The organism is Kocuria sp. ZOR0020 (genome assembly GCF_000800955.1).
In the GTDB taxonomy this organism is placed as follows: Bacteria; Actinomycetota; Actinomycetes; order Actinomycetales; family Micrococcaceae; genus Kocuria; species Kocuria subflava.
The window spans coordinates 18560-38622 of sequence record NZ_JROX01000007.1 but is presented as its reverse complement, the minus strand read 5'-3'; the positions used below and the strand labels follow the sequence as shown (position 1 = coordinate 38622).

Below are 20063 nucleotides of genomic sequence, written 5' to 3'. Positions count from 1 at the left end.
AAGGACAGTGGGTGGCCACACGGCTCGGTGCCACCTCGGGCGTCTCAGACATGCTCGGCCGCCATTGCGGTCCCACGGCGCAGGTAGAAGAACCAGGTCACCACCAGGGCCACCACGTAGAAACCAACGAATCCGTAAAATGCGGCCTCATAACCACCGGTTGCCGACTTGGACGCGGAGAGGACCTGCGGAATCGCGAATCCGCCGTAGGCACCCACCGCGGAGATCAAACCCAAGGCAGCCGATGCCCGCCGCGCCGTGGAGACCACTGCGTCCCCTGCACCGACGGCACGGGCCGCACCCCTGATGCGGTAAATCGGCGGGATCATGCGGTACGTGGAGCCATTTCCCACACCCGAGCAGATGAACAGGGCCAGGAAGAGCACCAGGAACAGCCAGAAGTTCTGCAGCGGCAGGGTCAGAACCACGGCCAGGGCGAAGAAGGCCATTCCCGCAAACGAGCACACGGTGACGCGCGCACCGCCGAAACGGTCGGCCAGCTTGCCGCCGTAGGGCCGAGCCAGGGACCCGATGATCGGTCCCATGAAGGCCAGAGTCACGGCGGCGGTACCTATGGAGATGGTGGAGAACTGCGGAAAGGTATCGGCAATCAGCTTGGGGAAGACCCCGGAGAAGCCGATGAAGGAACCGAAAGTGCCGATGTAGAGGAAGGCCATGATCCAGAAGTGGGGTTCCTTGACCGCGGCCAGAGAACCCGCCACATCGCCCTTGGCGTCGGAGATGTTGTGCATGAACTTCCACGCGCCCCAGGCCGCCAACAGAATCAAGGGCACCCAGAACCATCCCGCAAGGGGCAGGCGCAACGCGATCAGTCCACCCAGGGTGACCACCAGCGGGACCACCAACTGGACGATACCGGCACCCAGATTTCCGCCGGCGGCATTGAGCCCCAGTGCGTAGCCCTTTTCGCGGGCCGGATAGAAGTAGGTGATGTTGGCCATCGAGGAGGCAAAGTTGCCGCCACCGAATCCCGCGGCGGCCGCGATGAGCAGCATGAGCCAGAACGGGGTTGCGGGATTGCTCACGGCAAGCGCGAGCCCGACCGCTGGGATCAGCAGCAGCAACGCGGAGACGATGGTCCAGTTACGCCCACCAAAACGGCCCACCATGAACGTGTACGGGATGCGCAGTGTTGCACCGACCAGCGATGGCATGGAGATCAGCCAGAACAGCTGGGGATCGGTGAATTCGAAACCTGCGCGCGGCAAGAAGACCACCGTGACCGCCCACAGTTGCCACACCGCAAAGCCCAGGAACTCCGCGAAGATCGACCAGCGCAGATTGGTGCGCGCAATGGTCTTCCCCTGGGTCTCCCACTGTTGGTGGTCTTCGGGGTCGTAGCCGTCCAACCATCGGCCGGGGCGTTGGCGCAGCGCCAGTTTGGGCAAACTGGCCGGTGAAGAAGTTCGCTGGGTGGCGTCGTGGAGTTCGGTGCTCAAAGGATCCTCCAGGTGTGAAGCGCGGCAGCCGACCCGCCGTCACCCACGAACCTAGGAATTGCCTGTTGCACCGTGTGTCGCCAACGGGTCAAGGGGCCGTGACACTTTCCTCACACGCTCTCGTTGGGGTGGTGAGCGCTCAGTTGCCGCCGAAACCTCCGTTATGACCAATCCGCGTCCAAATTTTGGGCCTTTTCGGAGGTCTCGGCGAGTTCGGCAGCCAGTGCCGCTTGACCTTCTTCCCAGCGCTTGACGACGACGGCAACCAGCTCCGGCGGGACCTGTCTCCCGTCCACCAGAAGTGGCTCGGTGATCCGTCCGCCGCTGCGTGCGTGCTGTGAGGGTGCACCAATCACGGTCTGCCGGGCGGCCCGTGCGGCATCGGCGTGGAAGACCCCCGGTGCCACGTGGAAGGAGACCGCGGTGACGTGATGGGCGCCGTCGTGCCAGGCCTGGGCCACGGCTTGCTGAGCCTCGGGCTGTACCGCGGAGACGAATCCCGTGCGCACCTCACGTCCGGTCACCTCAGCAAGGTCGGCGGCCTGGCTGTGGATGTCGCGGACGGCGCGGTCATCTGAGGACCCCGCCGCTATCAGCACCAGGGTCGGCTGCTGCTCAGGATCGGCAGCCACGACGCCGGAGGTTGCGTCGGAGCCCGCCTCCGCCTCCGTGGGGGTTTCGGCCTCCGCGATGCGGCGGGCCATGAGTTCGGACAGCCCGCGATCCGGCCCCAGTGCACCCGTGACCACGTGGTGGTCCCGATCTGCCACGGCCTGGGCCAGGTCCTGGTGGACGTGGAAACCGGCGGCCAACAACAACGGGACGATGACCACGGCACGCTCCGCGAACTCCTCACACCGGGCCACAACGTCGGGTTGCTGTACATCCACCCAGGTCAACACCACGTCCGTGTCCGGCAGCGCGTGAGAGACAGCGGCCGCGATCTCCTGGGTGGCGGTCTGCGCCGAGGCCGCACGGGAACCGTGGGCGCACAACAACAACACCGGCTCGGCTGCGGCAGTGGCTGCCACGCCGGGCACCGCGGTGGTCTCAGCGGGTGACGTGTTGGCTTCTGACGGACTGCTCGAACTCACGAACTCAACTCTACGAGCACGCGCCCGGCCTCGACCGTGACGTGGTGAACAGGCAGGGTGAAGTCGGCACCGGTCCGGCAGGAGCCGTCACGGAGGTCATAAACCTCCTTGTAGAGCGGCGATGCCAGGGTGGGAACACCGTCCACGGTCTCCCCAACAATGCCGCGTGCCATCACCAGGGCGCCCGAATTGGGGTCGGCGTGATCGCAGGCATAGACGGTGTCATCCTGCATACGAAACACCGCGATCTGACGCTGCCCGACCAAGGCCACCTCACCCCAGTCACGTTCCAAGTCATCCAAGGTGCAGATCTCAACTGGTCCTTGGACAGCGGTCTGCGTTGCCTCTGCGCTCACTGTGTCACCTTCCGTCACGGCTCTGCCACGATCAGCACTCCCAAGCATCCGGCGGCAACCGCATGACCCTGGAGCACCAAGAGTGATTCCATGTCATCAGAGGGCCGCGCGAGCACCCAAGCCGTTGCCGCAGATTCCATGTGCAGCGCAGATCGCAGCCGCCCAGGTGACCGATCAGGAACCAGCCGTAGGAGGCCATTCCATGCCCAACACGCCAGCTCCCGGGACCGGACGCAAGATCTTGGTGATCGGCGGTGGACCTGCTGCCCAGCGTTTTGTGCAGAAGATGGTGCAGAAGGGTCTGGGGCAGGACACCATCACGGTGCTGGCCGAGGAACCCTGGGCCCCCTATGACCGTGTGGCTCTAGAGACGCTGTTCACGGACCCTGAGCGCGATCTGACGTTGGGGGATGCGGATTTCTGGGACCACCCCCAGCTGGATCTGCGCACCAGCACCCGGGCTTCCGACCTGGACGTCAAGAACCAGGTGGTGCACACCCGTCAGGGTGAGGACTTCCCCTATGACGAACTCGTGCTTGCCACCGGCTCCAATGCCGCCACCTTGAACATTCCCGGTGCCCACCGGGTGCACGTGTTCCGCACCATCAAGGACGTCCGCGGCATCGTGGATGAGGTGGCTGAGCTGAAGGAAAAGCTGGGGCGCACCCCGCGCGGCGTCGTCGTGGGCGGTGGCCTGCTGGGGCTGGAGGCCGCAGCAGGTCTGAAGGACCTGGGCGCTGAGGCCACCATCCTGGACGTCGCCGAATTCCTGCTGTGCACCCAGATGGACCGCGACGGCGGCCTGGCGGTGAACTCTCTGATGCGCGAGCAGGGCCTGGACGTGCGCTGCCAACGGTTCATTGCCGGCGTGGAGCTGGACGAGGAAGAAAACGTCACAGGCGTGCTGGTCAAGGACGGTCCCGGGCCGGATGCCACCGTGGAACACATCGAGGCGGACATGGTGGTGTTGGGCATCGGCATCAAGGCCCGCTCCGGTCTGGCCCGCCGGGCCGGTTTCCACCTGGGCGCCCGTGACGGTGTGGTGGTGGATGAGACCTGCAAGACCTCCGTGGCGCATGTGTGGGCCATCGGTGAGGTGGCAGACATTCTGGGCCAGACCTGGGGCCTGGTGGGACCTGCCAACATCATGGCCGAGGTGGTGGCGGACCGTTTGTTCGGTGGCGATTCCAAGGTCACGGCCTTTGACACCTCCACCCGGTTGAAGTTCTCCGGCGTGGATGTGGCCTCCTTCGGTGACGTCTACGCCAGGACCCCTGGCTGCATTGAGGTCAACTACACGGACCCGGTGGCCGGTATCTACCAGAAAATCGTGGTGGACAAGGACCAGGAGACGCTGCTGGGTGGTGTGTTCGTGGGCAACGCGGAGCCCTACGACGCACTGCGTCCGCTCCAAGGCCGGCCGCTTCCTGCCGAACCGGCCCGCTACCTCTCTGCTGCAGGTGGCGATGCCCCGGAGACCGAGCTGCCGGATGACGCCATCCTGTGTTCCTGCAACAACGTCTCCTTCGGCACCGTGCGAGGTGCCGTGAAGGACGGCAACCATTCGGTGCCTGAGCTCAAGAAGTGCACCAGCGCCGGCACCCAGTGCGGTTCCTGTGTGCCCATGCTGCAGAAGACCATGGAGAAGACCATGCTCTCCCTGGGGCTCACAGTCTCCAAGGCCCTGTGTGAGCACTTTGATCTGTCCCGCCAGGAGCTCTACGCCGCGGTCCGCGCCAGTGGCATCCGCACGTTCCCGGAGGCCCTGGAGCGGTTCGGCAAGGGCCGCGACGGCTGCTTGATCTGCAAGCCGGTGATGGCCTCCATCCTCTCCTCCCAGCCCAACGCCTACGTCCTGGATGAAGGCCGCGGCACGCTGCAGGACACCAATGACCGCAACCTGGGCAACATGCAGAAGGACGGCACCTACTCGGTGGTTCCCCGCATTCCTGGCGGTGAGATCACGCCGGAGAAGCTGGCCGTGATTGCTTCCGTGGCCAAGGACTACGGGCTCTACACCAAGGTGACCGGCGCCCAGCGGATCGGTCTCTACGGCGCCCGGCTGGAGGAACTGCCGGAGATCTGGAAGCGGTTTGTGGACGCCGGATTCGAGTCCGGGCAGGCCTACGGCAAGGCCCTGCGCAACGTGAAGTCCTGCATTGGATCCACCTGGTGCCGTTTTGGCGTCCAGGACTCCGTGGGCATGGGCATCCGGTTGGAAAACCGCTACCGGGGCCTGCGTTCACCGCACAAGTTCAAGATCGGTTCCTCGGGTTGTGCCCGTGACTGCGCGGAGGCTCAGGGCAAGGACATCGGTGTGATGGCCACCCCGGACGGCTGGACTCTCTACCTGGGCGGCAACGGTGGCGCCAACCCGGCCCACGCCAGGGTCATTGCTCAGGACATTGACGAGGAAACGTTGATCAAGTACATCGACCGTTACCTGATGTACTACATCCGCACTGCTGACAAGCTGCAGCGCACGGCCCGGTGGTTGGAGGATCTGGACGAGGAGTACGGGGACGCCATGGCTCACCTCAAGGCCGTGCTATTGGATGACTCCTTGGGCATCTGCGCCGATCTTGAGGCGGACATGGAACGTCAGGTGGAGGGTTATCAGGACGAATGGGCCGCCACCTTGGCCTCCCCGGAGCGGCTGCGTCGCTTCCGTCCGTTCGTCAATCAGCCGGAAGCCTCCGATGACGCCTCCCGCCAGTACGTTCTGGAACGTGACCAGATCCGCCCGGCAACACCGGAGGAGATCGACGCCGCCGAATCCGGTGACGGCCCGGTGTTGATCGCAGGGGCCCGCATCCCGGTGGGTGCCGGCTCCTGATCACCTGAGGTGACCGCCCCGGCTGACCCGGGAACTGCGCCCTAGATCCGGGCCGGTTCCCGGGTCAGTCTGCGAATACGGCGGATGTCTGCCGTGGATCGTGTGACCACCTGCGGGTGGGCCTGGGCGAACTGGGCACTGAGGCGACGCCCGGGCCCCACCTCGATCACCACGTCACGGCCGCGGCCCACCAGCTGTGACATGGTGTCGCGCCAACGGTCGGATCCGTCCACCTGGGTCAAGAGGTCCTGCCGCGCCTGGGCACCGGTGCGCAGCAGCTGCGAGGAACCGGAGCCCACCACCGGCAGGTACGGTTCGCGGAATTCGGTGTTCTCCAGTCGAGCCACCAACGGTTCTGGCCGCTGCCCCGTGGCATCGGAGTTCCCCAGAACGAAGGCGTGCTCCCGCACCAAGAGCAGACCGTCCGTGAAACTGAGGCACCCTGCTGCCGCCAGTGCCGCGTAGGAACCCAGTTGATGGCCTGCCAGGACATCCGGCTGCCAGCCGGATTCCAACAACCCCAGGTGCGTGATCACGCTGACCGTGTAGACCGCTGCCTGCAGATCCCCGGCACGGTCCTGGGAGACTGACCGCAGACCGACGCCGGTGGCTCGCTCGGCTTGGTCGAACACCTGGTCCGCTATCTCCGGAAAAGCCTCCTGGACGACGTCCCCCATGGTTGCCTTGTGTGATCCTTGTCCCGGATACACAAATGCGCAGTGCATGTTTCCACCGATCTCTAGAGCATTCCCCCAAGGGCCGCCAGGTTTCCCCTCCCTGACACGGCCCGATTGCCTCCAATACGCTCACATGTCATGCGTGCGCAAACAAGTGAAAAAGCGCGTACAAAATCTGACAAGCGCCCCCGGGAACACATGCGTGGAGACCTAGTGTGGAGGTCATGTTCCTGGAGACCGATCTTGCCCGTGTGACCGTTCTGTTGTTGGGCGCAGGCCCGGATTCCCGCACCGCTCGGCGCCTCCGGGCAGCTGGGGCCACCGTCAGCGTGGATGTTGAGGCCGGACAGCCACCGGGCGTCGTCGTGGTGGTGGGAGATCGGGAGCCGTGGGCGGCCGCGCTGGAACGGATCACGGAGGTCCACGGCCCGCTGCCGGTGGCCGTCACCGAACCGGAACGAACTGGGGTCACCTTGGTGGGTGGCGGCCCCGGTGCCGATGACCTGATCACAACCCGCGGTTTGTCCGCCGTGGCAGATGCCGACGTCATTCTTCTGGACCGTCTGGCCCCACAAGGTGTGGCTGAGTCCCAGGCCCCGCATGCCCAGATCATCCGGGTGGGCAAATGGCCGGGGCACCATCCCGTGCCGCAGGACCAGATCCAGTCCATCCTGCTCAACTCTGCCCAGGAGGGCCGGCACGTGGTCCGGTTGAAGGGCGGTGACCCGTACGTGTTCGGCCGTGGTGGTGAGGAAGTGGCGGACTGCGAGTCCTGGGGTGTGCCGGTGGACGTGGTTCCCGGCATCACCTCCTCCGTGGCCGTGCCCGGAGCTGCGGGGATTCCCGTGACGTTCCGGGACGTTGCCCGCACCTTCACCGTGGCCTCCGGGCACGTGCCGTTCACGGAGGCCGAACTACGCGGATTCCGTGCACTGCTGGAGACCGGCGCCACCCTGGTGGTTCTCATGGGTGTTGCCACCTTGCCCCAGCTGGTCAGCGGCCTGGTGCGGCACGGCGCCAACGCCACCACCCCCATTGCCGTGGTGGAAAAGGGCTTCAGCGCGGACCAGCGCGTGCACACCTCCATTCTGGAAACAGCGGTGATCGATCTGGCAGGGGCCGGGTCACCGGCCGTGACGGTGATCGGCCCCGTGGCGGCTCTGGCCGCTGAGGACCGCGAGCGGGTCCTGGGCGAGCTGACACCCCACCGCGCCATTGCACCGCGCACCCTGGAACCGGCCGATCCTGATCCCACACCTTCCACCGCATCAACGACGACGACGGAGACGCACCCCCACATGGACACCACCCCCACCCAGGCTGACGGGCCACTGACGGGCCGCACGGTGGCGGTCACCGCCCACCGCCGTGCCGAAGACCAAATGGGTGCGCTGCAGCGCAAGGGAGCCACCACGCTCGCGGCACCGGCGTTGAAGTTGGTCCCGGTGGACCAGGACGCCGACGTCGTCACCGAAACCCGGCAGATGCTGGCGGCCCACCCGGATCTGATGGTGGTCACCACCGGTTACGGGTTCAAGCGCTGGTGGGAGGTGGTGGAGGCCTCCGGTCAGGCGGATGGTGTGCACGCCATGCTGGCAGCGGCTGACATCTGGGTCCGTGGCCCCAAGGGACGGGCGGCCGTCCGCGGGATCGGGCTGCACGACGTCGGCATCTCCCCGGATGAAACCATCGGGCCCCTGGTGGATCAGATCCTGGAGGCCTACGACCACGACCTCACCGGGGCGGTGATCGGTTGGCAGGAGAACGGCTACCACGATCGCGAGCAGCGCGCGCGACTGGTGGAGGCCGGAGCCGCCGTGCACACCGTGGTCCCGCACCGGTGGGCCGACGCCGACGACGCCGGGATGATCCCGCGCGTGATCCGCCAGGTGTGTGCCCGTGAGATCGATGCGGTGACCTTCACCTCTGCCGCAGGTGCCGATGCGGTGCTGTCCACGGCATCGGAGATGGGGCTGGAGGATCAGTTCGTGGCGGCCTTCACCACCCCTGACGGCAGTTGCGCAGGTGAAAGCACCCGTACGGTGGTGGCTGCAACTGTTGGACCCGTCACCGCAGCACCCCTGCAGGTCGCGGGCATTCCTGCCCTGGTGCCACAGCGATTCCGCATGGGAGCCATGATCAATCAGTTGGCCGAGGTTCTGGGGAGCTCTGAGACCGCCGGATAAAGTGGCCTCTGGGCAGCATCACGCACCGGTGTGATCAGTCCCGCATCAACTCCGCGACCAGGGAGGTACCTCCGTGCCCCAGATTTCCGAACGCCACAGCCTGCCTGCCGACGTTGACCCCAGCGCTGCAGAGCTTGCGTCGCGCGTGGACCACACGCTGCTGAAGCCGGAGGCCAGCGCGGAGCAGGTGGAAACCTTGTGCCAGGAAGCCCTGGAGCTGGGGTTCGCTTCCGTGTGCGTCAACGGGCTGTGGACCTCCCTGGTGGCGGAGAAGTTGAATGGCTCCCAGGTGCTGACCTGCACCGTGGTGGGTTTCCCGCTGGGTGCCTCCACCTCTGAGACCAAGGCTTTCGAGGCCCAGGAAGCGGTGGCCAACGGTGCGCAGGAGATTGACATGGTCATCGACGTCGCAGCCGCCCGTGCCGGGGACCAAGCCGCCCTGGAAGCGGAGATCCACGCAGTCGCCCAGGTGGTTCACGCAGGGGGTGCCGAGCTGAAGGTCATCATCGAGGCCTGCTTGTTGACCGATGACCAGAAGGTCCTTGCATGCCAGGCGGCCGTTGCAGCCGGGGCCGACTATGTGAAGACCTCCACCGGTTTCTCCACCTCTGGTGCCACAGCACAGGACGTCGCTCTGATGCGCAAGACCGTGGGTGAGGAGATCGGGGTGAAGGCCTCCGGCGGCGTCCGTACACGGGATGCCGCCGTGGAGATGCTGCGAGCCGGGGCCTCACGGATCGGCGCTTCAGCCGGGGCCGCGCTACTTGAGGCGTGAGCCTGCAATCAACTGACAGATCGTCGTCATGACCCAGTACACTGGGCTCAGACTCAACAGGCGAACGCGCGGGTCGGGGTAAACCTCAGGGTTCGGCTCACGTTCTGCCGCGCCACGCCGTCGCCAGCACCACAGGGAAGAGGCTCACATGGCTACTGACAATCACGGACGCACCATTCGCCGCTACTCCGGCGAGGGCCAGGGCGTCGCCAACTTTGTGCTGTGGCTGGTGCCCGTTGTGGCCATCCTGGCCAGCTTCTGGCTGTTCACCATGCCGGAGAACTGGTGGTTTGTGGTCGGCATCCTGGTTTACGGTGCCGCCCTGATGATCCCCACCTTGATTGTGGCCGGGAAAACCGCAAAGCACTCCACCGGCGGCCGCGAGCTGACCTTGGACGTTCCGCACTCCACGGAGTCGGCCCCCCGCCAGGAAGTCCGCGCCTGAGAACACTGGCACTTTCCGTTCAGATGCCCCACTGACAGGAGTCGGGCGGCACTGCATGGAAAAGGACCCCGCACGTTCACCGTGCGGGGTCCTTTGCGTCGGTGCCGCTTCATCAGCAACACCGGAGGCTGCGGCCACGCGGCGAGTTCTCCATCCCAGGACTCAAGCGGCAGGCCATCCTGCAGCGCCCACGCTTCACCTGCTCGGCACCTCCGAAACCCCCAAGATTTTCGGTGGCGTGGATCCAACGGGTCAGCGGGAGGCTGCACTCTCCCTGTTCCACCAAAAAACATACGTGTGTTGCCACGGAATTTCATGCCCAATCGGCCTGTTCGGGGCCACTGTCCCCACAAGTAGTGGCGGGCAAAGCATGCGTACCTGGTCGCCTGCTGTCCGCGCCAATCCGCACCCGATGTTCCAGCTGTCAGACGGCCGGTGCCGGCTCCTGAATCACCGCGGTGATCACCTCATCCGCCCACGCCAGAATGGCTCCGTCCACCAGGTCCTTGCCGCCGATGCGCGCGGTCTTCGGTTTGGGCACCAAGGCCACGTGCTGGGCGGTGTTGGGCACCGCCAGGTACTTGGATCCGGGGTACATACGGGTCAGACGCATCTGACGGGATTCCGGCAACTCCACCGGGCCGAATCGAATGTTCGGTCCCTGGACCGCCACGTCCACCAACCCGGCAGCCCGGGCCTTGATCCGCAGACGGGCCACGTCCAGCAGAAGTTGGGCTGGTTCCGGAAGGTCCCCGTAGCGGTCCTTGAGTTCCTCGGCCACCTCCAGCACACCGGCCTCGTCCGTGGCGTTGGCCAAGGTGCGGTAGGCGTCCAGGCGCAGCCGCTCCCCCGGGACGTAGTCGTGCGGCAGGTGGGCGTTGACGGGCAGTTCGATTTTCATTTCGGCTGGGGCATCGTCCTTGTCACCGCGGAACTCGGCCACGGCCTCACCCACCAGGCGCAGGTACATGTCAAAGCCCACGCCGGCAATGTGCCCGGACTGTTCACCACCCAACAGGTTGCCCGCACCGCGGATTTCCAGATCCTTCTGCGCCAGCTGCAAACCGGCGCCGAGCTCGTTGTGTGCTGCCACGGCTTTGAGACGCTCCAGAGCGGTTTCCGTCAGGGGTTTTTCGACGTCGTAGAGGAAGTAGGCGTAAGCACGTTCCCGGCCACGGCCCACACGCCCACGCAACTGGTGCAACTGAGAGAGGCCGTATTTGTGCGCACCGTCCACGATCAACGTGTTGGCGTTGGCAATGTCCAGACCGGTCTCCACGATGGTGGTGGAGACCAGCACGTCAAAGCGCTTTTCGTAGAAGTCCACGATGATCTGTTCGAGTTCGTTCTCGCTCATCTGCCCGTGAGCCACGGCCACCCGTGCCTCCGGCACCAGCTCCCGCAGTTCGGCTGCTCGGCGCTGAATCGAGGAAACCCGGTTGTGCACAAAGAACACCTGTCCTTCACGCATCAACTCGCGCCGCACCGCGGCAGTGACCTGTTTGTTGGTGTAAGCACCCACGTAGGTCAGCACCGGATGCCGCTCCTCCGGTGGTGTGGCCAGGGTGGAGGTCTCCCGGATACCGGTCAGGGACATCTCCAGCGTGCGGGGAATCGGAGTTGCGGACATGGCCAGGACATCCACGTTGGTGCGCATGGCCTTGAGCTTTTCCTTGTGCTCCACACCAAAGCGCTGTTCCTCGTCAATGATCACCAGCCCCAGGTCCTTGAACTTGACCTCTGAACCCAGCAGACGGTGGGTGCCGATCACCACGTCCACGCTGCCCTCGGCCAGGCCCTTCATGACTTCCTTGGACTCCTTGGCCGTCTGGAAACGTGACAGGGCGGCCACCCGCACCGGGAATCCTGAATAGCGCTCGGAAAAGGTTTCCGTGTGCTGCTGCCCCAACAAGGTGGTGGGGACCAGCACGGCCACCTGTTTGCCGTCCTGCACGGCCTTGAACGCGGCACGCACGGCCACCTCGGTCTTGCCGTAGCCCACGTCGCCGGAGATCAACCGGTCCATGGGGACCTCGCGCTGCATGTCCGCCTTGACCTCGTCAATGGTGGTCAGCTGGTCCGGGGTCTCGATGTACGGGAACGCCTCTTCCAGTTCCCGCTGCCACGGGGTGTCGTCACCAAAAGCATGACCGCGGGTTGCCATGCGCGCCGAGTACAACCGGATGAGCTCACCGGCAATGTCCTTGACCGCACGTTTGGCGGCCTTCTTCTTCTGGTTCCAGTCCGCCCCACCCATCTTGGACAGTGCAGGGGTCTCCCCGCCCACGTAGCTGGAGATCTGATCGAGTTGATCCGTGGGAACGAACAAGCGGTCCTTCGGCCCATTGCGCTTGGAGGCCGCATATTCCAGGACCAAGTACTCCCGCATGGGTCGCGGCTGTCCCGCCTTGGGCACGGCACCGGCAATGGGGCGGGCAATCAGCTCTACGAACTGTCCAATGCCGTGCTGCTCGTGCACCACGTAGTCCCCGGCCTTCAGCGCCAGGGGGTCCACAGCATTACGACGACGCCGTTGCGGCAGCTGCCGCGAATTCTTGGCGGCATAGGCAGAAGATCGGCCCAGCAGATCCGATTCGGTGAGCAACGCCAGTTTGAGCGACTCCACCACAAAGCCCGTACCGGCCGTGGCGCAGGTCAGCTCCACCACTCCCGGCTGGGGCTCATCCTCAAGGGTGTCGTGCCGAGAGGCCGGGATGCCGGCGTCGTGCATGAGTTCTGCCAGGCGTTGCAAGGGTCCTGGGCCCTCGGTCACGGCCACCACACGCCAGCCGTCGCGCACCGATTCACCCAGGTGCTCCAGCATGGCCTCCACGTTGCCACCGAAGGACAAGGGTTCACGCGCGTGCACGCTCAAGGTGTCGGCATCGGAGTCCAACAGCCTGATGGTCTCCGCGCTGGTTTCAGCATCCACCTCCGCCAGGGAGGCATCCACGGGCAGTGCGGTGGTGGCCCACCACCCCAGGTGGGCATCCAGTGCAGACTCGCGCGCTTCCTCCAGGCTCTGGAAGGAGCCGGTGGCCAGGGACCGACCCTCAGCCTCCGTGTTGGTCACATCAAGGGGGGCAACGTCTGTGTCAGCGGCCGACTCCCAGGCCGCGGCCAAGAACTCCTGGTTGGTGGCCACCAGATCCGCAGCTCGGGTCCGGACCTTCTCCGGTTCCATGACCACCACCAGGGAGTCCTGCGGCAGCAAGGAGACGAACGGCACCATGCGTTCGGCCAGCAACGGGGCCAGGGACTCCATGCCTTCCGAATAGATGCCGCCGGCCACCTTTTCCAGCAGGGCCTCCGCACCGGGCAGTTTGGAGATCAGCTTGGCCGCGCGGGACTGCACAGCAGGGGTGATCAACAGTTCACGGCATGGCGGGGCAATGATGCGCTCCGGGTGCTGCCCACCGCGCAGCGTGCGCTGATCGGCCACTGCAAACCAACGCAGCTCATCGATCTCGTCCCCAAAGAACTCCACCCGCACCGGGTGATCGGCCGTGGGTGGGAAAACGTCCACGATTCCGCCGCGCACGGCGAACTCCCCACGCCGGGTGACCATGTCCGTGCGGGCGTAGGCTGCGCCAACCAAGGCGGCCACGACGTCGTCGAAAGACTGCTCAGCACCCTTCTGCAGGACCACCGGCGTCAGGTCGGCCAGGCCCTCCACCACGGGCTGCAGCAGCGAGCGCACCGGTGCCACCACGACGTCGATCGGCTCCTGACCCGGGTGTTTGAGGCGGCGCATGACCTCCAGGCGACGCCCCACGGTGTCCGAGCGCGGGGACAGGCGCTCATGCGGCAGGGTCTCCCAGGCCGGGAAGTCCGCGATCTGCGCATCCGGGCACCAGGTGGGCAACTGCGCCACGACGTCCTCGGTCTCACGCCCGGTGGCGGTCACTACAAACAGCACCGGTGCGGGGCCGGCACGCCGCTCTCCGGCTGCTCGCAGACCCGCCAGCAGTTGCGCGAACACGGCGGGACGCAAACCGTCCGTGACGCTGATGATGGTCTCCGCGGAGCGCTCGGCGGGACCCACCGCGGCCTGGGACCGGACGTTGGCGATCGAACGTTCCTGAGTCAGCACGGATGCCAAACCGGTCAAGGACATGGTGAAGAAGCTCCTGGGCAGGGGTGGGTGGTCAGGCGCGGACAACGCCCGTCCAGGGTACTCCTCAGCTCGGACAGTGGTGTGGTGGCCTGCTCACATGAGCTCAGGCCCGGACCACCACTGTCCGTGGGAACTCAGCGCCCCGTGGAAGGGTCGTAATCCACGTAACCGTCGATCGTGGCCTGCCGCTTCTGAAGCCATTTCATGCCGCCGGGCAGTCGGGAGATCCGCTGCTTCATCACCACCCTTTTTTGGGCGGGCATCACGCTGGCGGCCGCATTCAGCTGTGCCTTCGCCTCCTCCAGGTTGCCGTCGCGCAAGTTCGCCGCCATGGCTTTGAGCAGCCCCTGGGGTGAACCGACGTCCAGGCGGCGTTCCACAAAGGCGACCTCGGCCGGGGTCATCTCGTCCCGGAAACGCGCCAGGTTGCGCCGCAGTGCCTGGTCTTCACCTGCGTCCATGGCAGCCCGGTTGGACATCATGGATCCGGCAGTTGCCCAGACATTGCACAACACTTCTTCTGTTCGGTGAAAGCGCCATCCCGAGTACACAGCACGGATCCAGAACTCCCAGTCCTCCACGAAAGCCATGGTCTCGTCGAAAACACCGACTTCATCGAAAAACTCGCGTGGGAACAAGGATGTGAAGGCCCCGAAGTTGTATTGCAGAATTACTTCCCTCTGATCCCTGGGCGACGGCATGGGCTCACGCGCCAAGGTACGCCTGGTGTTGAGACCCCCTCGTGTCACTTCGACGGCGTTGGGTTCGACCAGCCACTTGCCGTCGCCCAGCTTGTTTCGCGCAGCGACCATGTGCGCCACAGCCCCTGGTACGAAAGCATCGTCGGAATCCAGGAATATGATCCATTCTCCGCGCGCCCTGGTCAGCCCAAGATTACGGGCCGAACCCACCCCACCGTTGGATTTTGTCATCACCGCAAGTGTGCGACCTGGAACTTCCAGGGATGCGTACATCCGGGCAATTTCCACACTCTTGTCACTGGAGCCGTCGTCCACCACGATGATTTCAAGATTCGACCAGGTTTGACGCAACAGGGAGGACAGGGTCTCACCGATACTGACCTGCACGTTGTAAGCCGGAACTATGACCGTGACCAGCGCGTCGCTGGGAATCTCGCCGGATGCGCCCGTGGCAACGCGCGTCGTGGTCGAGGCAGCCGCTGTAGCCCCCGGTCTGTGGATGTTCTCCGAGAGTTCCTGAGAGTTCCTTTGATCCTGTGTCATCTGCCTGCCCCCAATGATCTGGTCGTGCCTCCAGCGATCCCGGATCCACCAGCGCCAACCGCTCAAGCACCACGACGCTGCGTCGCTGAGCGGGAGTCTATCGACCGCCCCTTTCACACAGGCCCCCAGCATGTCCCCATAATTGCGTGTGCCGTCGGTCTCACCCCCGCAAAGTGCCCACCCGGGCCGATAGACACCATGTATCGTCACAGACAACAGCTTGGCGCCAAGCGGCATGGGGATGCCGCTTGAACGTACTCAGGGGTCTTATTGAGGTGACCTCGGGCTGGACACATGGAACCAATTCACCTTGGGGAACGGTCTGGCGGACACAAGTTCGTCGCCCCCACGTGGACCTGCCCTAGGGCTCAAGACGTTAGGGGAATACCGTGACGCTGGCACGATACTTGAAGGCTTTGAGGCGTCTGTGGCCTTTGGTGGCCGCCACTACGATCCTTGGTCTGTTGATCGGCCTTGGCTCTGCCATGTTGTTGCCGCGCAGCTATGAGGCGCAATCAACCATTTTTGTGACGGTGTCTGAAACGGCCAGCGTCCAGGATCTCCAGATGGGGGAGCAATTCGCTCAGGCACGCGCCGCATCGTACGCAGCGGTTGGTACGTCCTCCCGCGTGCTGGAGCCCGTGGCTGAGGAGCTTGGTGACGGCCAGACCGCGACGTCAATCGCCAGCCAGGTCACGGTGACCAACTCACCCAACACAGCCGTCATCACGGTCACAGGTGAAGCCGGCGACCCACAACGAGCCGCTGATCTTGCCGCCGCCACCGCCGACAGCCTGGTCGCGACCTCCGCGGAAATCGAGGGTGCCGACGACGCCGCCACCTCACCGGTTCGTCTGAACATCATGCAGGAGGCAGTTGTCCCGAGCGGCCCTTCAGCTCCCTCGGTACCGCTCAACATCCTGGTCGGCGCAGTCGTGGGCCTCGTGTTCGGTCTGGTCATCGTGCTGGCCCGCGCAGGTACTTCGCGCGGGGCCTCGTCATGATTTCCTCTCGCGAGAAACCATCCGCGGTACGCGTGTTGGTGGTCTGCCCCACAGAATATGGCGGCCAGATCGAACACGCCGCGGACACGGCCATGGCATGTGCCACCGATCCTCGGGTCCAGCAAGTGGTACTACTTTCTCGGCCGGGCGCCAATGCGTATCTAGGCGTGCCCGCGATGCCGAAGCTGCGCGTAGTCGAGACCATTCCTCCACGTCGGCCGGCTAATTCCCGCGTGGTGACCCGCGCGCTGCAGGTCCTGGACCTTGCGGTGGAGCATGTTCGCGTTCGCAAGCTGTCTCGCCTGGCGGGGCCCAACACAATTCTCGCTCTGGATTCAACCAAGTATCCGATGCCACGCCTTCTTGCTGGCCATCGCCAGCAGCGCCTGGCGCTGTTTTTGCACAACGTAAAGCCACATCATGATCAAGCTTCGCCGTCGTTTCGAGAGCGCGTCTTGGGTTCCTTGGAACGGGGCGCCCTCAAGGGAGTGGACCGTGTCATAGTCCATGGGTGCGATCAGTTGCGCACGGCCCGCACACTGGTGGCAGGTGATCTGCTGGCAGTTGCTCTGCCCACATCCACTCGAATCGATGAGCTCGCCACCCAAGCCTCCGTGCCAGTGTCGGTCGATGGTGACACATCGGTTCAATCCGCTCCCAATGCTCAATCGGGCGAGCAGGTGGACCTCAACGCATTGACCGCTGAGCCCTACGCACTGGTCTTGGGCGAACTGCGCGCCAACAAGGGCGTGGAATTGGCCATCGCAGCGGCCGGACTGGCGCAGGTTCCCATGCTGGTCGCGGGCAAGTCCGAAAGCCCGGACCTGGGTCATGCCCTTGCAACCCTGGCGCAGGAGGCGGGAACCGTCTCAGTGGTGGATCGCTTCCTGGAGAGGCAGGAATTCAACCGGGTGTTGGAGAGGGCTTCCGTCGTGGTGCTGCCCTACACGCATTTCGATGCCCAATCCGGCATTTTGGCCAAAGCTGTGGCCGCGGGGCTGCCGATCGTGGCTTCCGATCTGGCGTCCCTGAAGGAACAAGCTTCGGGTCACAGCCCGTCGAGCTTCGCGGATGTGCACGATACCGAGGCATTCGCCGCTGCCCTTCGTCATGCCTTCGACCGGGCCGTGGGTGACGACTTGACGCATTCGAACCCCGGCAGGCAGAGCGCAGTTCACGCGGAGCAGGGGCCGGAGACCAAGGACGACCACTCAGACTGGGATCCAACTGTTGAAGCTGTGATTGGAACTGTCCGATCCGACTCCGGTGCCAGTGCACGTGGGCGGACACCAGCGATGTACCGCAGGAGCGGGAGATCGCAATGAATGCCACACAGCACGGGGACATCCCCTGGGCGCACCGTCAATCCCTCAAGGACGGCGGCTGGCTCAAGGTGCCCCGGCACGCGTCCCTTCCCCAAGGTCAGTCCTTTCCAGAAACCGGGACCGCCTTGGATCGTGCGCTTGCCGGCATATTGATCATGCTCTCAGCATTCCCATACGCCGGCATCGCACTGGGAGGAAACACCAACGTCCCCATCTCATCTCTGGTGGCCGCGATACTGGTGATTCGAGCAGCCAAGTACGTCCCGTTGTTGGCCGTGGCCGTACTGTTCGCAGCCGTCCCATTTTTTTCAGCCTTCATACGTTTGTTCTATGATCCCACTCCCCTGCAAATCATCCCCGTGATCACATGGATAGCAGCCACCTTGGCATTACCTGGTGCCGCAGCGGCCGTCATTTTCTTACGCCGACGCACCATCACGTGGCTCTCCTGGACACTTATTGGCTCGGCAGGATACGCAGTCATTCAAAAGCACGTATTCATTGAATGGCTGAACACAGTGCCTTTCGCCCCGCTTTACCAGCTGCCGGGCTACGCCAACCTTTTGCCATTTCAGGAGACATTTCTGACATATATTCGCCGACCCTTCGGGTTCTTCCCGGAGACTTCATTCATGGTCGGCACCGTGACTTTGATGGCAATGGTCCTCATAGTGCTGATTCGTCACTACAAGATGGTCCTGAGTCCACGCGATTGGGTAGCGGTCGGACTCACCGTGTGGGCCACAGCCGTGAGTGGTTCGGGTTCGGCCGTGTTCGTCCTGGGTGCCGTGTTACTGGCCGTTTTGATCCCCGTGGCGCTGCGCCGCGCGTGGGTCGGAATCCTGGGTGTTCCCGCGGCAGCAGCCGGAGCTTTCGTGGTGGCCAACTCGGTTTTGACGGAGCGGGAAGAGAACTTCAACTGGTCCTGGGCGGATCGCGGTTCTTCGATCCAAGCTCTCACCAAGCGCCTGCTGGAAGATCCTCAAGCATTCTGGGGTGGCCTGGGGCGTGGCCGCGTCAATGAAGAGTTCATGGCGGGAAACATGCCCACCGAGACGTTCTTGTATTACAACCCGATCGTGGATGTCTATTCTGTGACGGGGCGCATGATCGCCGAGAACGGCTTCCTGGTAGGCGGCATTGCGTTCCTATTTCTGGCTGTCATCCTCATTCGTTCCGGTAACCAAGTACCGATTCTTTACGGCATCCTGCACGTATTTGTGTGGGGGGTCATCAGCGCAGCAACTATCACGTATGACAACGCGTTCTGGCTGTGGGGATGCGCGGGAGTGTGCATCGGTTTGGAACTGACCAAGCGTTGGCCAGATCCACCATTGCCGGATGGGCGCCGTATCCCGAGTTTGGAGGAAATTGAGTCCGCACTGGACAAAGACCTCCAGGATTCAGACAACGCTGCCACCCGGACAAACGAAATCCATCGAACCACCTGAGAGGAAGCCCACATTGCGTATCCTGCACGTGGTCAATGACGCCAATCCTGGCGGTGCACAGACCTTGATCGAAGCGTTGGCTTCCAGAACGGTCCGCACGGACGAAACACACGTACTGGTCTTGTTGGGGCGCGGTGGGCTCAGCGACCGACTGGAGGCCGTGGCGGACTCGGTCGAGTATGTGGGCATGGACCAGCGCAGTGTGGTTCCGATCAAGGCAATGAGACATTTGTTGCGGCTGGTGCGCATACGGCGCATCGACCTGGTTCACTCCCACTTACACCAATCTGATTTGATCAATGCCTTGACCCCTCACCGCAGGCCGCGGGTCTCTACGCAACACACCAGCCAGGACGCGTCCACCTCGGCAGTGGCGAAGGCTGCGTGGCGTGCTGCAGGTGCCGTGTCGATCCGCATGGATCAGATAGTTGCCTGCTCCCCCTCTGCGCGGGGAATCTCCGAACATTTCAATTACAGCTACTCGCCCGATCGCATGCTCGTCATATACAACGGCACGGCTGTGACGGAAGCTGCCACACCGGATCCCGGTGGCAACCTCCTGCTGCACTTGGGCAGGTACTCACCACCCAAGGACCACCGCAACCTGTTCGAGGCCATGGCGATAGTCCACAAGAGCCACCCTGACGCTCGATTGCGCTGCGCCGGAACGGGGATGGAGGAGACCAACGAACACTTGATCACGTGGCGTCGGGACCTCGGACTCGAGGGTGTGGTGGAACTGTTGGGCCCCGTGTCCGATGTACGGGGGCAGATCCGAGAAGCTCAGGCGTTTGTGCTCTCCAGCTACAACGAGGCACTGCCCATGGCCGCGCTTGAATCAATCAGTGAGGGTTTGCCGGTGATCACCACCATGGCGGGCGACTGCCAGGTCACCACGGTGGACGAACACCTGGTGGCCCCGGTACGCGACCCTGAGGCCCTGGCCCAGTCCATCCTGTGGTTCTTGGAACAGCCCGGGAGCACTCGGCAGCAACTACGACAGGCATCATGGGAACTGTCCCACCAGCGATTCGACATAGACCGCACCGTTGAGCGTTACCGAGACCTGTACCGCGACCTGATCACGTCCTGA

General features: G+C 64.1%; 14 protein-coding genes. 8 read left to right on the top strand and 6 right to left on the bottom strand.

The features are described from left to right. Positions 1-44: 44 nt before the first annotated feature. The 3 genes from L979_RS00685 to nirD all read right to left on the bottom strand — a co-directional run bounded on the left by L979_RS00685 (position 45) and on the right by nirD (position 2910). Positions 45-1460, bottom strand: a complete 1416-nt coding sequence (locus tag L979_RS00685) for an MFS transporter (RefSeq protein ID WP_047688058.1) — start codon at positions 1458-1460, stop codon at positions 45-47. Positions 1461-1621: 161 nt separating this feature from the next. Continuing rightward, positions 1622-2554, bottom strand: a complete 933-nt coding sequence (locus L979_RS00680) for a sirohydrochlorin chelatase (protein WP_052209273.1) — start codon at positions 2552-2554, stop codon at positions 1622-1624. Continuing rightward, complete coding sequence (gene nirD, locus L979_RS00675) at positions 2551-2910, bottom strand: nitrite reductase small subunit NirD (RefSeq protein WP_052209277.1); 360 nt, start codon at positions 2908-2910, stop codon at positions 2551-2553. Before nirD ends, L979_RS00680 begins: the two co-directional genes overlap by 4 nt. A gap of 202 nt (positions 2911-3112) precedes the next feature. On the opposite strand from nirD, the gene nirB reads away from it, so the two are divergent. Next, positions 3113-5746, top strand: coding sequence for a nitrite reductase large subunit NirB (nirB, locus tag L979_RS00670; RefSeq protein ID WP_047688057.1), 2634 nt, complete (start codon positions 3113-3115; stop codon positions 5744-5746). A gap of 41 nt (positions 5747-5787) precedes the next feature. Here the strand turns inward: nirB and L979_RS14220 are convergent, their stop codons facing one another. After that, positions 5788-6423, bottom strand: a complete 636-nt coding sequence (locus L979_RS14220; RefSeq protein WP_052209272.1) for an ACP S-malonyltransferase — start codon at positions 6421-6423, stop codon at positions 5788-5790. Positions 6424-6647: 224 nt separating this feature from the next. Between L979_RS14220 and cobA the strand changes: the two genes are divergently transcribed. The 3 genes from cobA (at position 6648) to L979_RS00645 (ending at position 9829) form a co-directional block, all read left to right on the top strand. Further along, positions 6648-8609: a uroporphyrinogen-III C-methyltransferase gene (gene cobA, locus L979_RS14840; protein WP_156125268.1), complete on the top strand. Its 1962-nt coding sequence runs from the start codon at positions 6648-6650 to the stop codon at positions 8607-8609. Positions 8610-8682: 73 nt separating this feature from the next. Beyond that, positions 8683-9384: a deoxyribose-phosphate aldolase gene (deoC, locus tag L979_RS00650; RefSeq protein WP_231559328.1), complete on the top strand. Its 702-nt coding sequence runs from the start codon at positions 8683-8685 to the stop codon at positions 9382-9384. Positions 9385-9532: 148 nt separating this feature from the next. Beyond that, positions 9533-9829 carry a hypothetical protein gene (locus L979_RS00645; RefSeq protein ID WP_052209271.1) on the top strand — a complete coding sequence of 99 codons (297 nt, stop codon included), beginning with the start codon at positions 9533-9535 and terminating at the stop codon, positions 9827-9829. A 424-nt stretch (positions 9830-10253) separates the two neighbouring features. Here L979_RS00645 and mfd read toward each other — a convergent pair whose 3' ends face one another. After that, entirely contained in the window at positions 10254-13946 is a 3693-nt protein-coding gene (gene mfd, locus L979_RS00640) for a transcription-repair coupling factor (RefSeq protein ID WP_047688055.1), read from the bottom strand. Between the two features lie 134 nt (positions 13947-14080). Beyond that, positions 14081-15190, bottom strand: coding sequence for a glycosyltransferase family A protein (locus tag L979_RS00635; RefSeq protein ID WP_052209270.1), 1110 nt, complete (start codon positions 15188-15190; stop codon positions 14081-14083). Between the two features lie 389 nt (positions 15191-15579). Here L979_RS00635 and L979_RS00630 point away from each other — a divergent pair, with 389 nt between their 5' ends. From L979_RS00630 to L979_RS00615, 4 genes are all read left to right on the top strand, one after another. Beyond that, entirely contained in the window at positions 15580-16194 is a 615-nt protein-coding gene (locus tag L979_RS00630; RefSeq protein WP_052209269.1) for a YveK family protein, read from the top strand. Further along, positions 16191-17519 carry a glycosyltransferase gene (locus tag L979_RS14835; protein ID WP_081993492.1) on the top strand — a complete coding sequence of 443 codons (1329 nt, stop codon included), beginning with the start codon at positions 16191-16193 and terminating at the stop codon, positions 17517-17519. The genes L979_RS00630 and L979_RS14835 overlap by 4 nt, the downstream gene beginning before the upstream one ends. Positions 17520-17644: 125 nt before the next feature. Beyond that, positions 17645-18970, top strand: a complete 1326-nt coding sequence (locus tag L979_RS00620; RefSeq protein WP_156125267.1) for a hypothetical protein — start codon at positions 17645-17647, stop codon at positions 18968-18970. 13 nt (positions 18971-18983) lie between these two features. Continuing rightward, positions 18984-20063 carry a glycosyltransferase gene (locus tag L979_RS00615; RefSeq protein ID WP_047688054.1) on the top strand — a complete coding sequence of 360 codons (1080 nt, stop codon included), beginning with the start codon at positions 18984-18986 and terminating at the stop codon, positions 20061-20063.